The organism is Curtobacterium sp. MCBA15_008, assembly GCF_001865065.1.
Lineage (GTDB): Bacteria > Actinomycetota > Actinomycetes > Actinomycetales > Microbacteriaceae > Curtobacterium.
On record NZ_MJGN01000002.1, the window covers coordinates 82,904 to 98,938 of the forward strand.

Annotated in this window: 12 protein-coding genes and 1 tRNA gene; 6 read left to right on the plus strand and 7 right to left on the minus strand. The window is 71.8% G+C overall.

Annotation, left to right across the window (positions count from 1 at the left end; translation table 11 throughout):
- Positions 1 to 51 precede the first annotated feature (51 nt).
- A complete protein-coding gene (locus BIU96_RS01560) occupies positions 52 to 834 on the minus strand; it encodes a trimeric intracellular cation channel family protein (RefSeq protein WP_071290849.1) in 783 nt (260 codons plus the stop codon).
- A gap of 69 nt (positions 835 to 903) precedes the next feature.
- Between BIU96_RS01560 and efeU the strand changes: the two genes are divergently transcribed.
- The 3 genes from efeU to efeB are packed head-to-tail and all read left to right on the plus strand — an operon-like array spanning position 904 to position 5,013.
- Positions 904 to 2,493 (plus strand): iron uptake transporter permease EfeU, encoded by a 1,590-nt coding sequence (gene efeU, locus BIU96_RS01565; protein WP_071290850.1) that lies wholly within the window; start codon positions 904 to 906, stop codon positions 2,491 to 2,493.
- Positions 2,480 to 3,703 carry an iron uptake system protein EfeO gene (gene efeO, locus BIU96_RS01570; RefSeq protein WP_071290851.1) on the plus strand — a complete coding sequence of 408 codons (1,224 nt, stop codon included), beginning with the start codon at positions 2,480 to 2,482 and terminating at the stop codon, positions 3,701 to 3,703. Before efeU ends, efeO begins: the two co-directional genes overlap by 14 nt.
- On the plus strand, positions 3,700 to 5,013 hold the full coding sequence (gene efeB / locus BIU96_RS01575; RefSeq protein WP_083402569.1) for an iron uptake transporter deferrochelatase/peroxidase subunit: 1,314 nt from the start codon (positions 3,700 to 3,702) through the stop codon (positions 5,011 to 5,013). The genes efeO and efeB overlap by 4 nt, the downstream gene beginning before the upstream one ends.
- Before the next feature lie 424 nt (positions 5,014 to 5,437).
- On the opposite strand, the gene BIU96_RS01580 is transcribed toward efeB, so the two are convergent.
- The 4 genes from BIU96_RS01580 to BIU96_RS01595 form a co-directional block, all read right to left on the minus strand.
- Positions 5,438 to 7,759 carry a bifunctional UDP-sugar hydrolase/5'-nucleotidase gene (locus BIU96_RS01580; RefSeq protein ID WP_071290852.1) on the minus strand — a complete coding sequence of 774 codons (2,322 nt, stop codon included), beginning with the start codon at positions 7,757 to 7,759 and terminating at the stop codon, positions 5,438 to 5,440.
- Positions 7,760 to 7,846: 87 nt separating this feature from the next.
- Entirely contained in the window at positions 7,847 to 9,661 is a 1,815-nt protein-coding gene (locus tag BIU96_RS01585) for a thiamine pyrophosphate-requiring protein (protein ID WP_071290853.1), read from the minus strand.
- Between the two features lie 35 nt (positions 9,662 to 9,696).
- Positions 9,697 to 10,620, minus strand: a complete 924-nt coding sequence (locus BIU96_RS01590; protein ID WP_071290854.1) for a sugar phosphate isomerase/epimerase — start codon at positions 10,618 to 10,620, stop codon at positions 9,697 to 9,699.
- Positions 10,617 to 11,786, minus strand: coding sequence for a Gfo/Idh/MocA family protein (locus BIU96_RS01595; protein ID WP_071290855.1), 1,170 nt, complete (start codon positions 11,784 to 11,786; stop codon positions 10,617 to 10,619). The genes BIU96_RS01590 and BIU96_RS01595 overlap by 4 nt, the downstream gene beginning before the upstream one ends.
- Positions 11,787 to 11,867: 81 nt before the next feature.
- On the opposite strand from BIU96_RS01595, the gene BIU96_RS01600 reads away from it, so the two are divergent.
- The 3 genes from BIU96_RS01600 to BIU96_RS01610 all read left to right on the plus strand — a co-directional run bounded on the left by BIU96_RS01600 (position 11,868) and on the right by BIU96_RS01610 (position 14,244).
- Positions 11,868 to 13,286: a glucose-6-phosphate dehydrogenase gene (locus BIU96_RS01600; RefSeq protein ID WP_083402570.1), complete on the plus strand. Its 1,419-nt coding sequence runs from the start codon at positions 11,868 to 11,870 to the stop codon at positions 13,284 to 13,286.
- A gap of 11 nt (positions 13,287 to 13,297) precedes the next feature.
- Positions 13,298 to 14,083, plus strand: coding sequence for a dienelactone hydrolase family protein (locus tag BIU96_RS01605; protein ID WP_071290857.1), 786 nt, complete (start codon positions 13,298 to 13,300; stop codon positions 14,081 to 14,083).
- A gap of 88 nt (positions 14,084 to 14,171) precedes the next feature.
- Positions 14,172 to 14,244: transfer RNA gene (locus tag BIU96_RS01610), tRNA-Arg, on the plus strand.
- 118 nt (positions 14,245 to 14,362) lie between these two features.
- Here BIU96_RS01610 and BIU96_RS01615 read toward each other — a convergent pair.
- Both BIU96_RS01615 and BIU96_RS01620 read right to left on the minus strand, forming a co-directional pair.
- Positions 14,363 to 14,812, minus strand: a complete 450-nt coding sequence (locus BIU96_RS01615) for a hypothetical protein (protein WP_139199681.1) — start codon at positions 14,810 to 14,812, stop codon at positions 14,363 to 14,365.
- A gap of 66 nt (positions 14,813 to 14,878) precedes the next feature.
- On the minus strand, positions 14,879 to 15,973 hold the full coding sequence (locus BIU96_RS01620; RefSeq protein ID WP_071290859.1) for a hypothetical protein: 1,095 nt from the start codon (positions 15,971 to 15,973) through the stop codon (positions 14,879 to 14,881).
- Positions 15,974 to 16,035: the final 62 nt, after the last annotated feature.

The window sequence follows — 16,035 nt, forward strand, 5'->3', positions numbered from 1 at the left end:
GCGCCGAGTCGATACCCGGCGGTACCGATGGTACGCCCGGGCACCGACGAATCACACCCCCGGGTCGTCCTCGGACGTGTCGTGCTCGCTCCGCACGCTGCCGGCACCGGAGCGGCGCCCGGGTCGGCGGAGCAGGCGGATGGCGTCCGGACGCAGTCGCCGTCCGCGCTGCAGGAGCGAACCGAGGGTCGACTTCGGCTGCCAGTCGCGGCCGTTCGGCAGGCCCCACCCGCGCCGGACCGCGCCCCACCGCAGGCCGAGCGAGAGCACGATGGCGGCGACGATCCCGATCGTCGGCGACCCGAGGTGCGAGGCGATGACCATCACGGCCGAAGCGGCGACGGCGACGGTGGCGTACAGGGCGTTCCCGCCGAACACGGCCGGCACGCGCCGGAGCAGCAGGTCTCGCATCGCACCGCCGCCGACCGCCGTGATCGTCCCCATGATGATCGCGGCCGGCCACTCGAGTCCGGCGTCGAAGGTGCGTTGCACGCCGACGACCGCCCAGAACCCGATCACGGCGGCGTCGAGCACGGTGAACAGGCGGTCCCAGGTGCGCTCGGAGAACGACACGAAGAAGGCGATGAGCGCGCCGGCGATGGCGACCGGCACGTAGAGCGGGTCCACGAGGGCGACCGGCGGCCCGTCCTGCAGCAGGGTGTCGCGCAGCATGCCGCCGCCGAGGCCGGAGACGAACCCGACGACCAGGAACCCGAACAGGTCGAAGTCCATCGTCCGGGCGATCGATCCACCGAGCAGCGCCGAGGCGAAGACCCCCGCGAGGTCGAGGACGCTCGTGACGGAGGTCAGGCCCTCGGGGGACAGCAGGTTCATGAGAACCATCAAACCCCACGCCGCACGACTGGCGGGCCGAGCGCCGGTTAGGTTAGCCTCACCTTCGTCATGCTCGCCACCCTCGTCATCGGCCTCCGTGAAGGCCTCGAAGCGACGCTCATCGTCGGCATCATCGCCGCGTTCCTCCGTCGCAACCGTGTCCCCCTCGCCCCCATGTGGCTCGGCGTGGGGGTCGCCGTGGTGCTCAGCGTCGCGGTCGGCTTCGGTCTGCAGGTGGTCGAGCAGGCGCTGCCGCAGGCCCAGCAGGAGGGCATGGAGGCGGTCATCGGCATCGTCGCCGTCGTCTTCGTCACCGGGATGATCGTCTGGATGCGCACGCACGCGCGCACCCTGACGAAGGAGCTCGAGGCCAGCGCGACCGCCGCGCTCGGCCGTGGGACCGCGTGGGCGCTCGCCGGCATGGCGTTCCTGGCGGTCCTCAAGGAGGGCTTCGAGACCGCGGTCTTCCTCCTCGCGACCTTCCAGGCGTCGTCGGACACCGGCCTCGCCGCACTCGGCGCCGTGATCGGGATCGCCGCCGCGGTCGTCGTCGGCTACGGCATCTACACCGGTGGCGTGCGGCTGAACCTGTCGCGCTTCTTCACCGGCACGGGCGTCTTCCTGGTGTTCGTCGCCGGTGGCCTGGTGCTGACCGTGCTCCGCCGTGCCCACGAAGCCGGCTGGATCGTCATCGGCCAGCAGCGCACGGTCGACCTCTCCTGGCTCGCCCCGAACGGCTCGGTGCAGGGCGCACTCGTCACCGGCGTGCTCGGCATCCCGCCGGACCCCCGCGTCATCGAGGTCCTCGGCTGGGTGCTCTACGTCGTGCCCGTGCTCGCCCTGTCGCTCTGGCCCCGGGCCTGGCGTCCGTCCCCGGTGCGCGTGCCCGTGGTCCGGTTGGTCACCGCCGGTGTCCTCGCCGTCGCGGCCGCAGCACTCGCGATCGCCGTGCCCACCGGCGGCGCCGACCTGCCGCGCTCCACCGCCGTGACCGGCGACGCCCGGTCCGTCTCAGCCTCCGTCGACGGTGCGGCAGCCGTCCTGCGCGCCGCCGGCGACGACCAGGAGGCCCGGATCACCCTGCCGACGTCGGCCCACCGCCGCGCGACCCGCGCGGGCGTGACCGCCGACCGCTGGCGGCTCACCCAGGACAGCTCGGCTGCACGGCGGCCGTTGACCCTGACCCTCGACGACCTCGTCGACCTGTTCGGCCGGGTGCCCGTCGGGATCTCGCCGAGCACGAACCCCGGCCCCTTCACCGCGCGCTGGGCCGTCCGCGACACCGTCACCCTGTGGACCGTCCGGGGTGGCGTCCTGGACGCGACCCGTACGGAACGCACGGTGCTCACGCTCGGTGGCGGGGGCCTCCCGGCTGCCCGCACCACGACGCTGGACCGCACCGTCTGGGCCGTGCCGAGCGCCACCGTCCAGCAGTCCGCAGCCGCCGTCTCGGCGGCGGACACCCGCGGTGCCGAGCTCCTGCTCTGGAAGGCCTGGCTGCCGATCGCCCTCGGCGTCGCCGCTGCCGCCCAGGTGCTGCTCGCGCTGCGCGACCGGCGTCGCCGCCCCCTCACCTCGACCACCGCACCCGACCCCGACCCGTCGCGCGGCCCACCCGCCGACGACCCCACAAGGAGCCCCGAGTATGCCCTCCGCTAGGACTGCCCGCCCCCTGTTCACCCTCGGCGCCCTCGGCGTCGTCGCCGCCCTCGCGCTCACCGGCTGCGCGGATGCGTCCCCGTCGACCGGCGGTGGCGCGAGCAGCTCCGGCAAGGTCTCGCGCGTGTCGGTGACGCTGACGAACGACGGCTCGGACACGTGCTCCGTCTCGACCACGAAGGTCCCGGCCGGCCCGGTCACGTTCACCGTCAAGAACGAGTCGTCGACCGCCATCACCGAGGTCGAGCTCCTGCAGGACCAGCGGATCCTCGGTGAGAAGGAGAACCTCGCACCCGGCCTCGACGCCGTGCGGTTCACCGCGACGCTCACCGGTGGGAAGTACCAGGTCTACTGCCCCGGCGCCGACCGCGAGCTCACCGACTTCACCGTCACCGGCAAGGTGACCTCGACCGCGAACAGCAGCGCCGCGACCCTGCTCGACGAGGGCACGAAGGGCTACGCCGAGTACGTGGACGGCCAGGTCACCGACATGGTGGCCGCGGTCAAGCAGCTGCAGGCCGACGTCGACAAGGGCGACCTCGCTGCCGCGAAGACCGACTACGCGAACGCCCGCCCGTTCTACGAGCACGTCGAGAGCGATGTCGACGGCTTCGTCAAGAAGGGCCACAAGGCGACCGACAACGCCGGCAACCTCGACTACCTCATCGACATGCGGGCGTCGAACCTCGACGACGCCGTCGGCTGGAGCGGGTTCCACGCGGTCGAGAAGGACCTGTTCGCGGCCGGCGCGATCACCGCCTCGACGAAGAAGACCGCTGCGGACCTGACCGAGAACGTCGAACTGCTGGCGAAGCTCGTGCCGACCCTCGACTACAAGCCCGAGGACCTCGCCAACGGCGCCGCGGGGCTGCTCGAGGAGGTCCAGTCGAACAAGATCACCGGCGAGGAAGAGGCCTACAGCCACATCGACCTCGTCGACCTCGCCGCGAACGTCGAGGGTGCCCGGCAGGCCTTCGCGTACCTCAAGCCCGGACTGACGAAGCTCGACCCGACGCTGACGAAGCAGATCGCGAAGCAGTTCGACGCGACGAACACCCTGATGGACGGGTACCGCGACGCCGACGACCTCGGCGGGTTCGCGACGTGGGACGCCGCGACGAAGGCGTCCGACGCGAACACGATCTCGCAGCAGGTCCAGGCGCTTCAGGACCCCCTGTCCCGCCTCGCCGAGAAGGTCGCCACCGCGTGACCGACCCGCACGACGACGGGGTGCCCGCGGACCAGCACCGCGGGCACGTCTCGCGGCGCGGGCTCCTCGGGGCGGGGGTCGCGGCGGCCGGCGCCGGCGTCGGTGCCGTCGCGGGCATCGCCGGAGCCGCCGCCGCGACCGGGGTGAACCCCCTCACCGCCGCGACGAACGGCGACGAGTCCATCGACCTCTCGCAGAGCCACCCGTTCTACGCCACCGCCGCCCGGCAGCCGCAGGGCGGGGTGCGCACCGCACCGCAGCGGTACTGCGTCTTCATGACGTTCGACATGTCGTCAACGGTCACGACCGACCTGCAGGTGCTCCTCGCCCGCTGGTCGGCGTCGATCGCGCAGCTGCAGGCGGGCAAGACCGTCGGCAGCGTCGAACCCGCGCACGGCGACGGCGTCGGCGCGGACACGGGGGAGGCGCTCGACCTCGGCCCCGCCTCGCTCACGGTCACGGTCGGCCTCGGCCCCGGGATCTTCGACGGGCGCTTCGGCCTGGCGTCGAAGAAGCCGGCGCACCTGGCGGCGATCCCGACGCTGCCGAGCGACAACCTCGACGCCGGACTCACCGGCGGCGACCTGTCCCTGCAGGCCTGCGCGGACGACCCGCAGGTGGCGTACCACGCGGTCCGTGACCTCGCTCGGATGGCCCGCGGCACCGCGACCGTCCGCTGGACCGTCCTCGGGTTCGGGCGGGCGTCGGCTGGGCCGGACCAGTCCACGCCGCGGAACCTGATGGGCTTCAAGGACGGCACCCGCAACATCAGCACCGACGAGGACTACGACCGGTTCGTCTGGGTCGACGACGCGGGTGACGGCGCGGGGTGGATGGCCGGCGGCACGTACCAGGTCGCGCGGAAGATCCGGATGAACATCGAGATCTGGGACGCCGACGTCGTCAGCGACCAGCAGCGGGTGTTCGGCCGGACCAAGATCGAGGGCGCACCGCTCTCCGGCGGCTCGGAGCACACCACGCCGGACTTCCACGCGAAGGCGACGGGCGGCGGGACGAAGATCGACCCGACGTCGCACATCGCCCTCGCCGCGCACGAGGCGAACGACGGCGTGAAGATCCTCCGTCGTCCGTACAACTACACGGACGGGCTGAACCAGTACGGGCAGCTCGACGCGGGACTGCTCTTCACGGCGTACATGAACGACCCCGAGCACTTCACGCGGCTGCAGCGGAAGCTCGGGGCGTCGGACCGGTTGAACGAGTACATCTCGCACATCGGGTCCGCGGTGTTCGCCGTCCCGCCGGCCCCGCGCAAGGGGTCGTACATCGGCGAGCAGCTGTTCCGCTGACCCGTCGGCGCTGACCCGTCGGCGCTCCCCGTCGGCGCTCCCCGTCGAACCCGGTGGAATCGGGCGTACCCGGTCCGAACTCCCGGGTGAGTACGCCCGGATTCACCAGGTACGCCCGGACTGACGTGGAGAGGGTGCCCTCCGTCGTTTCCCTGGAGACGGAGAGCACCCGCGTCGCGGAGTCCGCCGGGCGGAACCACCGTCCGGACGAGAGGTGACCCAGCACGACGCGTCGCGATGCGACACGCCGAGCGTACCCCGCGCATCGCCGGATCCGCAGGGAAGTACCGGGATGGGACAGTGGTGGTGACCGCCCGCCGACGCGGGCCGGACCGTGGGACCGGCGCCGCGCCTCCAGGCAGCACGAGGACGGGCCGTCCCACCATGGTGAGACGGCCCGTCTGGTCGGCCTGGAGGCGCGGTGTCAGTCCGTCAGGACGGTCGCGTCGCGCTTCGCACGGTTCCGGCGGACGAGCAGCGCGGTCGAGAGTCCGGCGAGCAGGAGCAGCCCGGCGGCGATCGCCGGAGCGGCGAGCTCGGCACCCGTGAAGGCGAGTTCGCCGTCGGCGCGCACCGGGACGGTGCCGTCGACGACCCCGTCGCCGTCGAGGTCGACGCCCACCCCTCCGGCGCCACCGTTCCCGACGCCCGGAGTGGTCGGGTCGTCGTCGATCGGCGTGTTCGGGTCGCCGTCGTCCGGGTCGGTACCCGGGTCGACGACGGCGGGCAGCGGGATCGTCACCGCGAGGGTGATCGTCCGACCGTTCGGCAGCGTCACGACGAGCGGTTCGTCGGTCGTCGCGGCGGGTGCCACGGCGGCGGCGAGGGCGACCGGCTGCGTCTCCGGCGCGGGTGCCGCACCCGGGACCGTGAACCGGAGTGTGGCCTGACCCTGCTCGTCCGTCGTGTCGACGATCGTCGTGTCGACCGCCGACCGGGCGAGCTCCGTTCCACCGGCGCTGACCGCGACCTCGCCGCCCTGGCCCGGCACGTTGCTGAAGACCAGGGACGACAGGTCGACGGTGACGGCGTCTCCGGGCTGGAAGCCACCCGCCGGGGTCGGCGTCACGCGGACGCCGATCGAGCGCTGGTCCTCCTGGACCTTCACCTCTGGGTCGGCCTGGAAGTACTCGACCTGCGCCTCGAGGTCGACCTTGCCGCTGTCCTGCTTCGTGGCTGCGGCCGTGAAGGCTGCGAAGTTGTCGCCGCCGCCCGCGAGGAACGAGTTCACCGTCACCCTGTAGGTGCTGCCGGGCACGATCGGCTCGTCGCCCAGCGTCATCGAGGTGATGCGGGAGCCCGCCTCGGCCTTCGGGTCGTAGGTGTACGCGAACCCGTCCGAGACGCCGAGCTTGAGGAACGGGCGGCTGGCCGTCGCCGGCTGCCACTGCTGCTCGAGCGCCTGCTGGATCTGCGCACCGGTCAGGTCGAGGACGACGAGCGTGTTCGCGAAGGGCTGGACGACCGCGGCCTCCTTGTAGGTGACCGCACCGGCGGTGATGTCCGCGCGGAGACCGCCGGGGTTCATGAACGCGATCTGCGACCCCTGCCGTTCGGTCGCAGCACGCTGCACATCGGCGACGAAGTTGCCGAGCGTCGACTCGCCACCGCGGTTCTCCGAGCCGTCCCGCTGCACCGCGCGGCGCAGGTCGCGGTCGACCGTGCCGAGCTCGACGGCTCCGAGGCGATCGCCCTCGGTGACCGCCGCGCCGACGGTCGCGGCGACGGCCGCGTCCGGTCCGTACGTGCCGTCGACGAGCCGGATGTTCTCGGCGATCGGTGCGGTGACCGTGCCGTCCTCGGCGACGGCGAGCTGCACGTGACCGAGGTTGAATCCGTACGAGCCGGTCTGGATCACCGGTCGGGCGACCGTGCCGCCCTCGGGGACGACCGAGTGCACGTAGGTCTGGTGCGTGTGCGCGGAGAGGATCGCGGCGACGTCGGGCGTGACGCCGTGGACCGCACGGGCGAAGGCGCTGTCGCGGCCCAGGTCCGCCGCCGCGGAGGTCTCGGCGCCGTCGTGCACGAGCAGCACCATGACGTCGGCGGCGTCCTCCGCGACGATCTGCGCGGCGACCTTGTTGACCTCGGTCGTGATGTCGCCCATCACGAGCCCCTTGATGCCGTCCGGGCTGACGAGCCCCTGACCGACCAGGTCGACCGTGGCGCCGATGAAGGCGACGCGCTGGCCGCTGATCTCCTCGACCGCGTACGGGTCGAACGCGGGCTCGCCCGTCGCCTCGTCGAGGATGTTCGCGGAGACGTAGTCCCACTTCGCGTTCGGGTCGGACTCCGGGCCGATCACGCGGTCGCGCAGGTCGTCCTGCCCCTTGTCGAGCTCGTGGTTGCCGATCGCGCTGACCGACAGGTCCATCTGGTTCAGCACGTCGATGGTGGGCTGGTCCTGCTGGATGAAGGACTCGAACGTCGACCCGCCGATGTTGTCGCCGGAGCTGACGAACGCCGACGTGGTCGGGTCCTCGCCGCGCAGCTCGTCGAGCGCGCCGGCCAGGACCGCAGCGCCCGCGGCGTCGCCGTCGCGGGGCGTCGGCGCGCCGTTCGTCTGCGAGATGGACTGCGCGATCCGACCGTGGAAGTCGTTCACGTTGTAGAGGTCGATGGTGGTGTCGCCGTCGGCCGCGATGGCTCCGGACGGCAGGGACAGGGCGACGAGGACACCGGCGGTGACGAGTGCCGCGCCGCCGGCGAGACGCCGACGTCGGCGCGGGGGAGTGTGAGCGTTCATCGGCGTCGAACCTATGAGAACGCACAGCAGACCCGCCAGGGTGTGCCGCAACACGTCACGTGTTGTTCACACGGCCCGGCGCGCGGCTCAGTCGCGACCCAGGGCGCCCTTCACCCGCTCGACGGCCTCGGCCGCCATCGCCTTCGCCGAGTCCTTCACGACGCCGAGCTCCGCCGGGTCGCCCTTGAGCAGGCTCTTCGCGGTGTTGAGCGCGTACTCGGCAGTGATGTGCGGCGGCAGCGGGGGGACGTTCCGGCTGACGTACGCGTCGATGAGCGTGACGCCCGGGTTCGCGAACGCCCGCTCGACGGCCGCCTCGACCTCGTCGTCACCGTGCACCGCGATGCCGGTGAACCCGAGGAGCTCGGCGTACCCGGCGTAGTCCATCGACTCGACGTCCTGGGAACCGCGCCACATCGGGTTGCCGTCCTCGGTGCGCATCTCCCACGACACCTGGCCGAGGTCGTCGTTGTGCATGACCACGATGACGAGCTGCTGGTTCGGCCACGCCGCCATGTACTTCTTCACGGTGATGAGCTCGTTCATCCCGAGCATCTGGAACGCGCCGTCGCCGATCGTGCACACCGCGGGCCGGTCCGGGAACGCGAACTTCGCGGCGACGGCGTACGGCATCGCCGCCAGCATCGTCGCCAGCCGCCCGGACATGTCGCCGTGCATGCCGCGCCGCAGGCGGATGTGGTGGCCGTACCAGTCCGCCGTGGTGCCCGCGTCGCAGGTGACGGTGACGCCCTCGGGGAGGTGCTCGTTCACCGCGCGGACGACCCGGCGGGGGTTCACGCCGTCGTCGTAGGCGACCTCGGCCTGGCGGGCCATCTCGGCCTCCCACTCGCGCATCTCGCCCGCGAGCTTCTCCTGCCACGACTTGTCCGTCTTCTCGGTGAGCAGCGGGAGCACGGCGTCGAGCGTCGCGCCGACGTCGCCCCAGAGGTTGAGCTCGGTCGGGTAGCGCAGGCCCATCTGCTCCGGCTTGATGTCGACCTGCACACCGCGCGCCTGACCGCTCGCCGGCAGGTACTCGCCGTACGGGTAGTTCGTGCCGAGGAGCACGATCGTGTCGCACTCCTTGATCTGCGTCAGGCTCGGCCGCGAGCCGAGCAGCCCGACCTGCTGCGTGTGCCACGGCACGTCCGAGGGTACGACGTCCTTGCCGCGCAGCGCCGTGATGATCCCCGCGCCGGCCTTCTCGGCGGCGGCGAGCACCTGGTCGGTCGAACCGCGGGCACCCGCTCCGACCAGGAAGGTGACGCGTTCGCCGGCGTTCACGATCTCGGCGAGCTTCGCGATCTCGTCGGCGGGCGGCGTGATGCGCGTGGACGGTGCGACGTCGCTCGACCGGGACACCCAGTGCTCGGCCGCGGGCGCCTCGTAGGCCATCGCCTGCACGTCGTGGGGGAGCACCACCACCGCCGGCTGCTTCCGGAGCATCGCCGTCCGGAACGCGGTGTCGACGACCACTCCGACGGCGTCCGGCGTGGCGACGGTCTCGACGTAGCAGGCCACGTCCGCGAACACCCGCTCCAGGTTCGACTCCTGCTGCGTGAACGTGCCGATCGACGCCAGACCCTGTTGCCCGACGATCGCGACGACCGGCTGGTTGTCCATCTGCGCGTCGTACAGGCCGTTCAGCAGGTGGAACGCACCCGGGCTCGACGTGGCGACGCAGACCCCGACCTCGCCGGTGAACTTGGCGTGGGCGGTCGCCATCAGCGCGGCGATCTCCTCGTGCGTCGGACGGACGTACTCGAGCGCTCGCTCGCTGCCGTCCGCCTTGCCGAGGGCACCGTCGAAGGCCCCGATGCCGTCGCCGGGGTACCCGAACACGCGGGAGACGCCCCACGCCTTGATGCGGTCGATGACGAAGTCGCTCACGGTGGTGCTCATGGCACCAGCGTGCGCGGGCGGCGACCCCCGCGTTCTCAGGCTTCGGCGATGAGGGGACGGAGGGTGCGGTGCGCGATGCGGAGCCCCTCGAGGACCTTCTCGTCGGTGCCGCCCCAGAGCGGGTCCTCGTGCTCGACGCTCAGCGTGCCGTCGAACCCCGCCTCGTAGAGCCGGTCGACGACGTGCGGCCAGTCGACGACGCCACGGCCGGGCACCCGGAAGCGCCACCAGCCCATGTCCCACGGGTCGTCGCCCTTGTCGACCTTGCCGAAGAAGCCGTAGTCGTTCCGCTTCCGGGGGAAGAGCTCGAGGTCCTTCGCCTGCGCGTGCACGATGTGCTCGGCGAACGGCAGGATCGTCTCGACGGGGTCGATGCCGATCCAGGTCAGGTGCGACGGGTCCCAGTTCAGGCCGAAGCCGAGACCGGTCACCCAGCCCCAGAGCTCCGGCGAGTACGCGAGGTTGCCCGGGTAGCCGTCGGGGTGCCAGCCCTCCATGACGCAGTTCTCGATGATGAGCCGCACGCCCCGCTCGCCGGCGTAGTCGACGAGCTCCGGCAGGACCCGGTCGCCCTCGGCCATGTTCTCGCGCACCGACTTCGAGTTGTCGCGACCGATGAACGTGCCGACGTACGGCACGCCGAGGCGCTGCGCCGCGTCGATCGCGTGGAAGAGGTGCTCCTTGATCTGGGCACGGCGGTCGAGGTCCTGGTGGAGGTTGTTCTCGTAGTAGGCGAACGCGCTGATCTCGAGCCCGGTGCGGTCGAGCAGGGCGCGGGTCGCCTGCGCGTCCTCGTCGGTGAACGTGGCCACCGGCAGGTGGGCGGCCTCGAAGTCGCGGCCGCCGGTGCCGGGCCACACGCCCACCTCGAGCCGCTCGTACCCCTGCTCGGCCGCGAACCCGGCGATGCGGTCCAGCGACCACCCGGGCAGGCACGCCGTCAGCATCCCCAGCTTCATCGGATCTCCCTCCAGCCACCGTCGGCGGCGCTGCCGATCACGGCGTCGATGATGTGCGCGGCCCGTGCACCGTCCGCGAACGTCGGCAGTCCCTCGGGCCACGCCGACCGGTCATCGCCGGCCCGAACGGCGGCGTAGGTGTCCGCCACGAACGCGGCGAACGCGTCGAGGTAGCCCTGCGGGTGGCCGGACGGCACGAGGGCGAGCCGGCGCTGGTCGGGGACGCCGAGCGACGGATCGCGGACGACGATCTGCGCGCCGCGCTCGTTGCCGAACCACGCCGACTCGGGCTGCTCCTGGTCGAACGCCGCCGACCCGCGGGAGCCGTCCACCTCGAACCACAGCCGGTTCTTCCGGCCCGCCGACACCTGCGAGATCACGACGTTGCCGATCCGGCCCGTGCCCGTCCGGAAGGTGGCGACCGCGGTGTCCTCGGTCGTGACCTCGGCGCGCGAACTCGGGTCGAGGACGGGGTCCGGGTCGGGGGAGCCGGAGAACGACGGACCCGACGCCGCGGGACGGGTGGGGTAGACGATGTCGGTCACGGCGGAGACCGAGGCGAAGGGGTCACCGGTGACGAACTCGACGAGGTCGCACCAGTGCGAGCCGATGTCCGCGAACGCCCGAGACAGGCCACCGGCCCCGGCGTCGACGCGCCAGCTCGAGGCGTCCTCGTCGAGCATCCAGTCCTGCAGGTAGTGCCCGTGCACGGCGAGCACCCGGCCGAGGTCGCCGTCCGCGATGCGCCCGCGGATCTCGCGGATGATCGGGTGGTAGCGGTAGACGAACGGGACCGTCGCGACGACACCGGCCTCTGCTGCGGCCGCGACGAGCTCCGAGGCCTGTGCCGCGTCGATCGCGAGCGGCTTCTCGCACACCACGTTGATGCCGGCGGCGATCACGGCGAGCGTCTGGGGGTGGTGCTGGTCGTTCGGGGTGCAGATGTGGACGACGTCCGGGGCGTCCGCGATGACCTCGTCGAGGGATGCGTACCCGCGGGGCAGGTCGAGCTGCGCCGCGACCTGCTCCGACCGGGTCGCGTTCCGGCCGAGCACACCCAGCACCTCTGCGCCGGCCGCGCGCGCAGCTTGCGCATGGACCCCGGCGATCATGCCCGTGCCGACCACGACGACGCGCAGGCGTCGCCCTCCGTACCCACTGCTCATGGTGCTCCCTCGCGCCGAACTGGTCCCACCGTATCGGCGTCTCCCGGCCACGTGCCGGAACGCATGAGTACGTTCTGGGGCATGTCGAGCCTCCAGACCTCCCTGCTCATCCTCGGTGCCAGTGGCGACCTGTCGAAGCGTCTGCTCCTGCCGGGCCTCGCCACCCTGCTGGAGGTGAAGGAGGACTGGGACGTCCAGCTCGTCGGGGCCGGTGTGGAGGACATCTCGGACGCCGACTGGAAGCAACAGGTGCGCGAGTCCTTCGAGAACGCGCAGGCGTCGAAGAACGAGGACGAGGGCGCCGAGGCCGAGACCACGCTGTCGGACCGGCTGCAGGCCGTCATCGACGCGTCGAGCTACCGCAAGGCCGACGTCACGAGCGCCGACGACCTGAAGGCCCTCCTGGCCGACTGCCGGCACGACCCGGCGATCTACTTCGCGCTCCCGCCGGCCGTCACCGAGAAGAGCTGCGAGGTCCTGAAGGACCTGCCGCTGCCGGCCGGCACCCGCCTGGCGCTCGAGAAGCCCTTCGGCACGGACGCGGGGAGCGCCGAGCACCTCAACGACGTGCTGCACTCGTTCCTGCCGGAGGAGCGCATCCACCGTGTCGACCACTTCCTCGGCCGCTCGACGGTGCTCAACCTGCTCGGCCTGCGCTTCGCGAACCGCATCATCGAACCCCTGCTCTCGTCGCAGCACGTCGAGCGCGTCGACATCGTGTACGACGAGACCCTCGGCCTCGAAGGGCGCGCCCGCTACTACGACAAGGCCGGCGCCCTGGTCGACATGATCCAGAGCCACCTGCTGCAGGTGCTCGCCGTCGTCGCGATGGAGGCCCCGGCCTCGATCGACGCGGACGACCTGCGGACCCAGAAGGAGCTCGTGCTGCGCGCCGTGCGGCCCTGGGGCGGCGACGTCGTCGCGGCCGGCAAGCGTGCGCGGTACACGGCCGGCACGGTCGGCGACCGGTCGATGCCGTCGTACGTCGACGAGGACGGCGTGGACCCGTCGCTCGGCACCGAGACCCTCGCGCAGCTGAAGCTCGAGGTGGCGAACTGGCGCTGGGCCGGCGTCCCGTTCACCCTGCGGTCCGGCAAGGCCCTCGGCAAGCAGCGCCGCGAGATCCTCATCACGTTCAAGGACTCCCCGCACGTGCCCGTCGGGCTGTCCGGAGCGGAGCGGCCCGACCGGCTCTGCATCTGGATCGCCCCCGACGAGATGCAGCTCGAGCTGAACGTCAACGGCCCCGGCGACCCGTACACGATCGACCACACCGCACTCGAGGTGTCCTTCAACCCCGGACGACTCAGCGCCTACGGCGAGGTCCTCGCCGGCGTGCTCGAGGGCGACGCGACCCTCTCCGTCCGCGGCGACAGCGCCGTGCAGGGCTGGAAGGTCGTCGAGCCGTTCCTGGACGCCTGGCGGGCCGGCACGACCCCGCTCGACGAGTACGCCGCCGGGTCCGAGGGCCCCGATGCCTGGGACAACGTCGACGCGTAACGTCTGACCACGTGACCACCATCGACGACGTCCTGCAGACCGTCCCCGCACCCGCCGGCTCCGACATCCGTGTCGAGTCCGTCCGCTACGACCACGACGGCACCGCGCTGCTCGGCGTCCTGGCGAAGGACGCCGCGGTGTCCGGGCCCCGTCCCGCCGTCCTGGTGGTGCACGACTGGCACGGCGTGAACGAGCACGTCGAGGCACGCGTCACGATGCTCGCCCGGCTCGGGTACGTGGCCTTCGGCGCGGACATCTACGGCGAGGGCATCCGTCCGGGCGACGACACCGCCGGGCAGGTCGCGGGGTCGTACTACCAGGACCTCCCGCTGCTGCGGGCACGGGCGCTCGCCGGGTTCGAACGGCTCCGGCAGGACCCCGACGTCGACCACACCCGGATCGTCGTGATGGGGTACTGCTTCGGCGGCTCGACGGCGCTCGAGCTCGCGCGGACCGGGGTGGACCTCGTCGGGGCGGTGTCGTTCCACGGCGGGCTCATCACGCACAACCCCTCCGACGCCTCGGAGATCCGCGCGAAGCTCCTCGTCCTCACCGGCGCGTCCGACCCGGTCGTGCCGGACGAGAAGGTCGTCGCCTGGCAGGACGAGATGCGCGCGGCACCGTCCGTCGACTGGCAGCTCGTCACCTACGCCGGAGCCATGCACGCGTTCGCCGTGCCGGGGACCGACGCGCCGGACCACGGCGCGCAGTACCAGGAGCGCGCCGACCGCCGGTCGTGGCAGGCGCTCGAGGTCTTCCTCGCCGAGGTCTTCGACGAGGAGCTCGCCGGGCTCTGAGGCCGACACGCCGAGCGGGCCGCTCGAGCCCGCTCGATTGGCGCCCTGGCCGCAGCTGTTGTAGAGTCTTCCACGGCCGCAAGGCCACGCGCTCGTAGCTCAATGGATAGAGCATCTGACTACGGATCAGAAGGTTGGGGGTTCGAGTCCCTTCGAGCGCACAGTACCGACAGGTCGGTACGACACCGAACAGAACGAAGCCCCGTCGCACTGCGACGGGGCTTCGTTCGTTCTGACAGGCTTTCGTTCCGACCGCCCTTCGTGTCGGCTCACGTCGTGTCAGCCGCCGTACTCGGCGCAGCTGTCGGTCCCGCTGTAGCAGGCCGGCACGTCGCGGCTCGGGAAGGTGAACCCGGCCGGGGAGTGCCACCGGCCTTGCGGCACCGCGAAGACGTAGGCCGTGATCAGGACGATCGGCACCATGGTCAGGGCCAGCAGCAGGACGCCCCGCCGTCCGGTGCGAGCCCCGAGGATCATCGCGACCAGGAACGCGATCGGCGCGAGCACGAGCAGCACCTCGTACGTGCGGACGGACGCGAGACCCTCTTCGCTCCCGCCGATCAGGCGGAGGGTGGAGACGAGGTTCCCGAACATCATGAACGGGACGGCGCACAGCACCAGCACCGCGACCAACGCGATGCGGCGCTCGTCCTGCTCGCGCTGCGCGCGGCGCCGTCGCTGCTCATCCCGCACGACGTCGCCACCCACCATGTCATCCGCCCCCGTCATGGCCCGAGTGTCGCACACGTCGCCCCGTGCCGCCGAGCACGCGGGCTGCTCGGCGGCGGGCCGTGCTCAGGGCAGGCTGACCGCCACGACGAGCGCGACGAAGCCGAGCGTCACCGTCCCGACGATCAGGATCGTGCCAGCACCCCACGTGGTCCGGAGTCGGCGACCGGCTCGTGCGACCTCGCGGACCCGGACCACCGGTTCGTCGTGCGCGGGCACGACCTCGTCGACCCGCTCGTCACGCCACCGACCCCAGCGCTCGACCCGGTCGTCGAGCGCGTCGACCGCAGCGGCCAGCGCCTGCCACCGTTCGGCACTGTCGGTGACGAGGTCGCGGGCGCTGATGAGGTACATCCAGTCGTCGACGATCTCGACGTCGAGGCCGCGCAGGTGGTCGACGAGCCGGGCCATCACGTCCGGGGTGAACAGGTACAGCGCGTCGCGTTCGTAGCCCGCCGGGCAGTACAGCCGGAAGTACCGGTCGAAGTCGCCCTCCAGCGAGAGCACCTGCGAGTCGCGGACGACCGACGAGGTGTGCAGCGGCCGCTTCGGGCCGTCCTCCGAGCGCAGCAGGATGTGCGGCAGGGCCACCGGCAGACGCATCGCGCAGTACCCGCCGAATGCCGGCGAGGTGTTGTCCATCGTCGACCGCACGAGCTCGTGGTTCGCGAACTCCAACCCGCGCGGGCCCGGCGTCCGCAGCACGCGGTACAGGTTCAGCGACCCGCGACGGCGCATCGGGGCACCCCGGAGGGCCCCCGTCGGACCGGGCTCGTAGGTCATGCCGTTGGCGGCCGCGAAGCGGGCGAGCCGGTGGTGCACCCGCTTCCGAGGGCGACGTCGGTGCAGGCGGAACCACGCCCAGCCGCAGAGCACCCAGGCGAGCAGCATGAACGCGCCGATGGTGCTCTGGACGATGACGGCGGTGACCACGTCGTCGGCGCCCTCGGCGATGGTCTCCGGGATCCCGATGCCCAGGGCCAGGAAGCCGAGCGGGACGGTCCACGTCGCGAAGCCGAGCACGAACCGGCGCACGAGCCCGGAGGTGTCACGCGCTCCGGGGTGCGCGCGGACGAGCGACCGCCACGAGCGACGGACGTCCCGGCGGCGGACACGCTCGGTGAGCGCGGTGGTGTCGAGTGGTGTCGGCAGTGCCTGCACGGTTCCCCCCCTGGATCGCGGCCAGACGAATCTACCGGTCGTGCAGACGACGGACGGGAGGC

Bases quoted from the DNA above. Each gene is read 5' to 3' on its own strand.
- BIU96_RS01560 (WP_071290849.1), bottom strand. From the start codon at position 834: ATGAACCTGCTGTCCCCCGAGGGCCTGACCTCCGTCACGAGCGTCCTC.
- efeU (WP_071290850.1), top strand. From the start codon at position 904: ATGCTCGCCACCCTCGTCATCGGCCTCCGTGAAGGCCTCGAAGCGACG.
- efeO (WP_071290851.1), top strand. From the start codon at position 2,480: ATGCCCTCCGCTAGGACTGCCCGCCCCCTGTTCACCCTCGGCGCCCTC.
- BIU96_RS01580 (WP_071290852.1), bottom strand. From the start codon at position 7,759: ATGAACGCTCACACTCCCCCGCGCCGACGTCGGCGTCTCGCCGGCGGC.
- BIU96_RS01585 (WP_071290853.1), bottom strand. From the start codon at position 9,661: ATGAGCACCACCGTGAGCGACTTCGTCATCGACCGCATCAAGGCGTGG.
- BIU96_RS01590 (WP_071290854.1), bottom strand. From the start codon at position 10,620: ATGAAGCTGGGGATGCTGACGGCGTGCCTGCCCGGGTGGTCGCTGGAC.
- BIU96_RS01595 (WP_071290855.1), bottom strand. From the start codon at position 11,786: ATGAGCAGTGGGTACGGAGGGCGACGCCTGCGCGTCGTCGTGGTCGGC.
- BIU96_RS01600 (WP_083402570.1), top strand. From the start codon at position 11,868: ATGTCGAGCCTCCAGACCTCCCTGCTCATCCTCGGTGCCAGTGGCGAC.
- BIU96_RS01615 (WP_139199681.1), bottom strand. From the start codon at position 14,812: ATGACGGGGGCGGATGACATGGTGGGTGGCGACGTCGTGCGGGATGAG.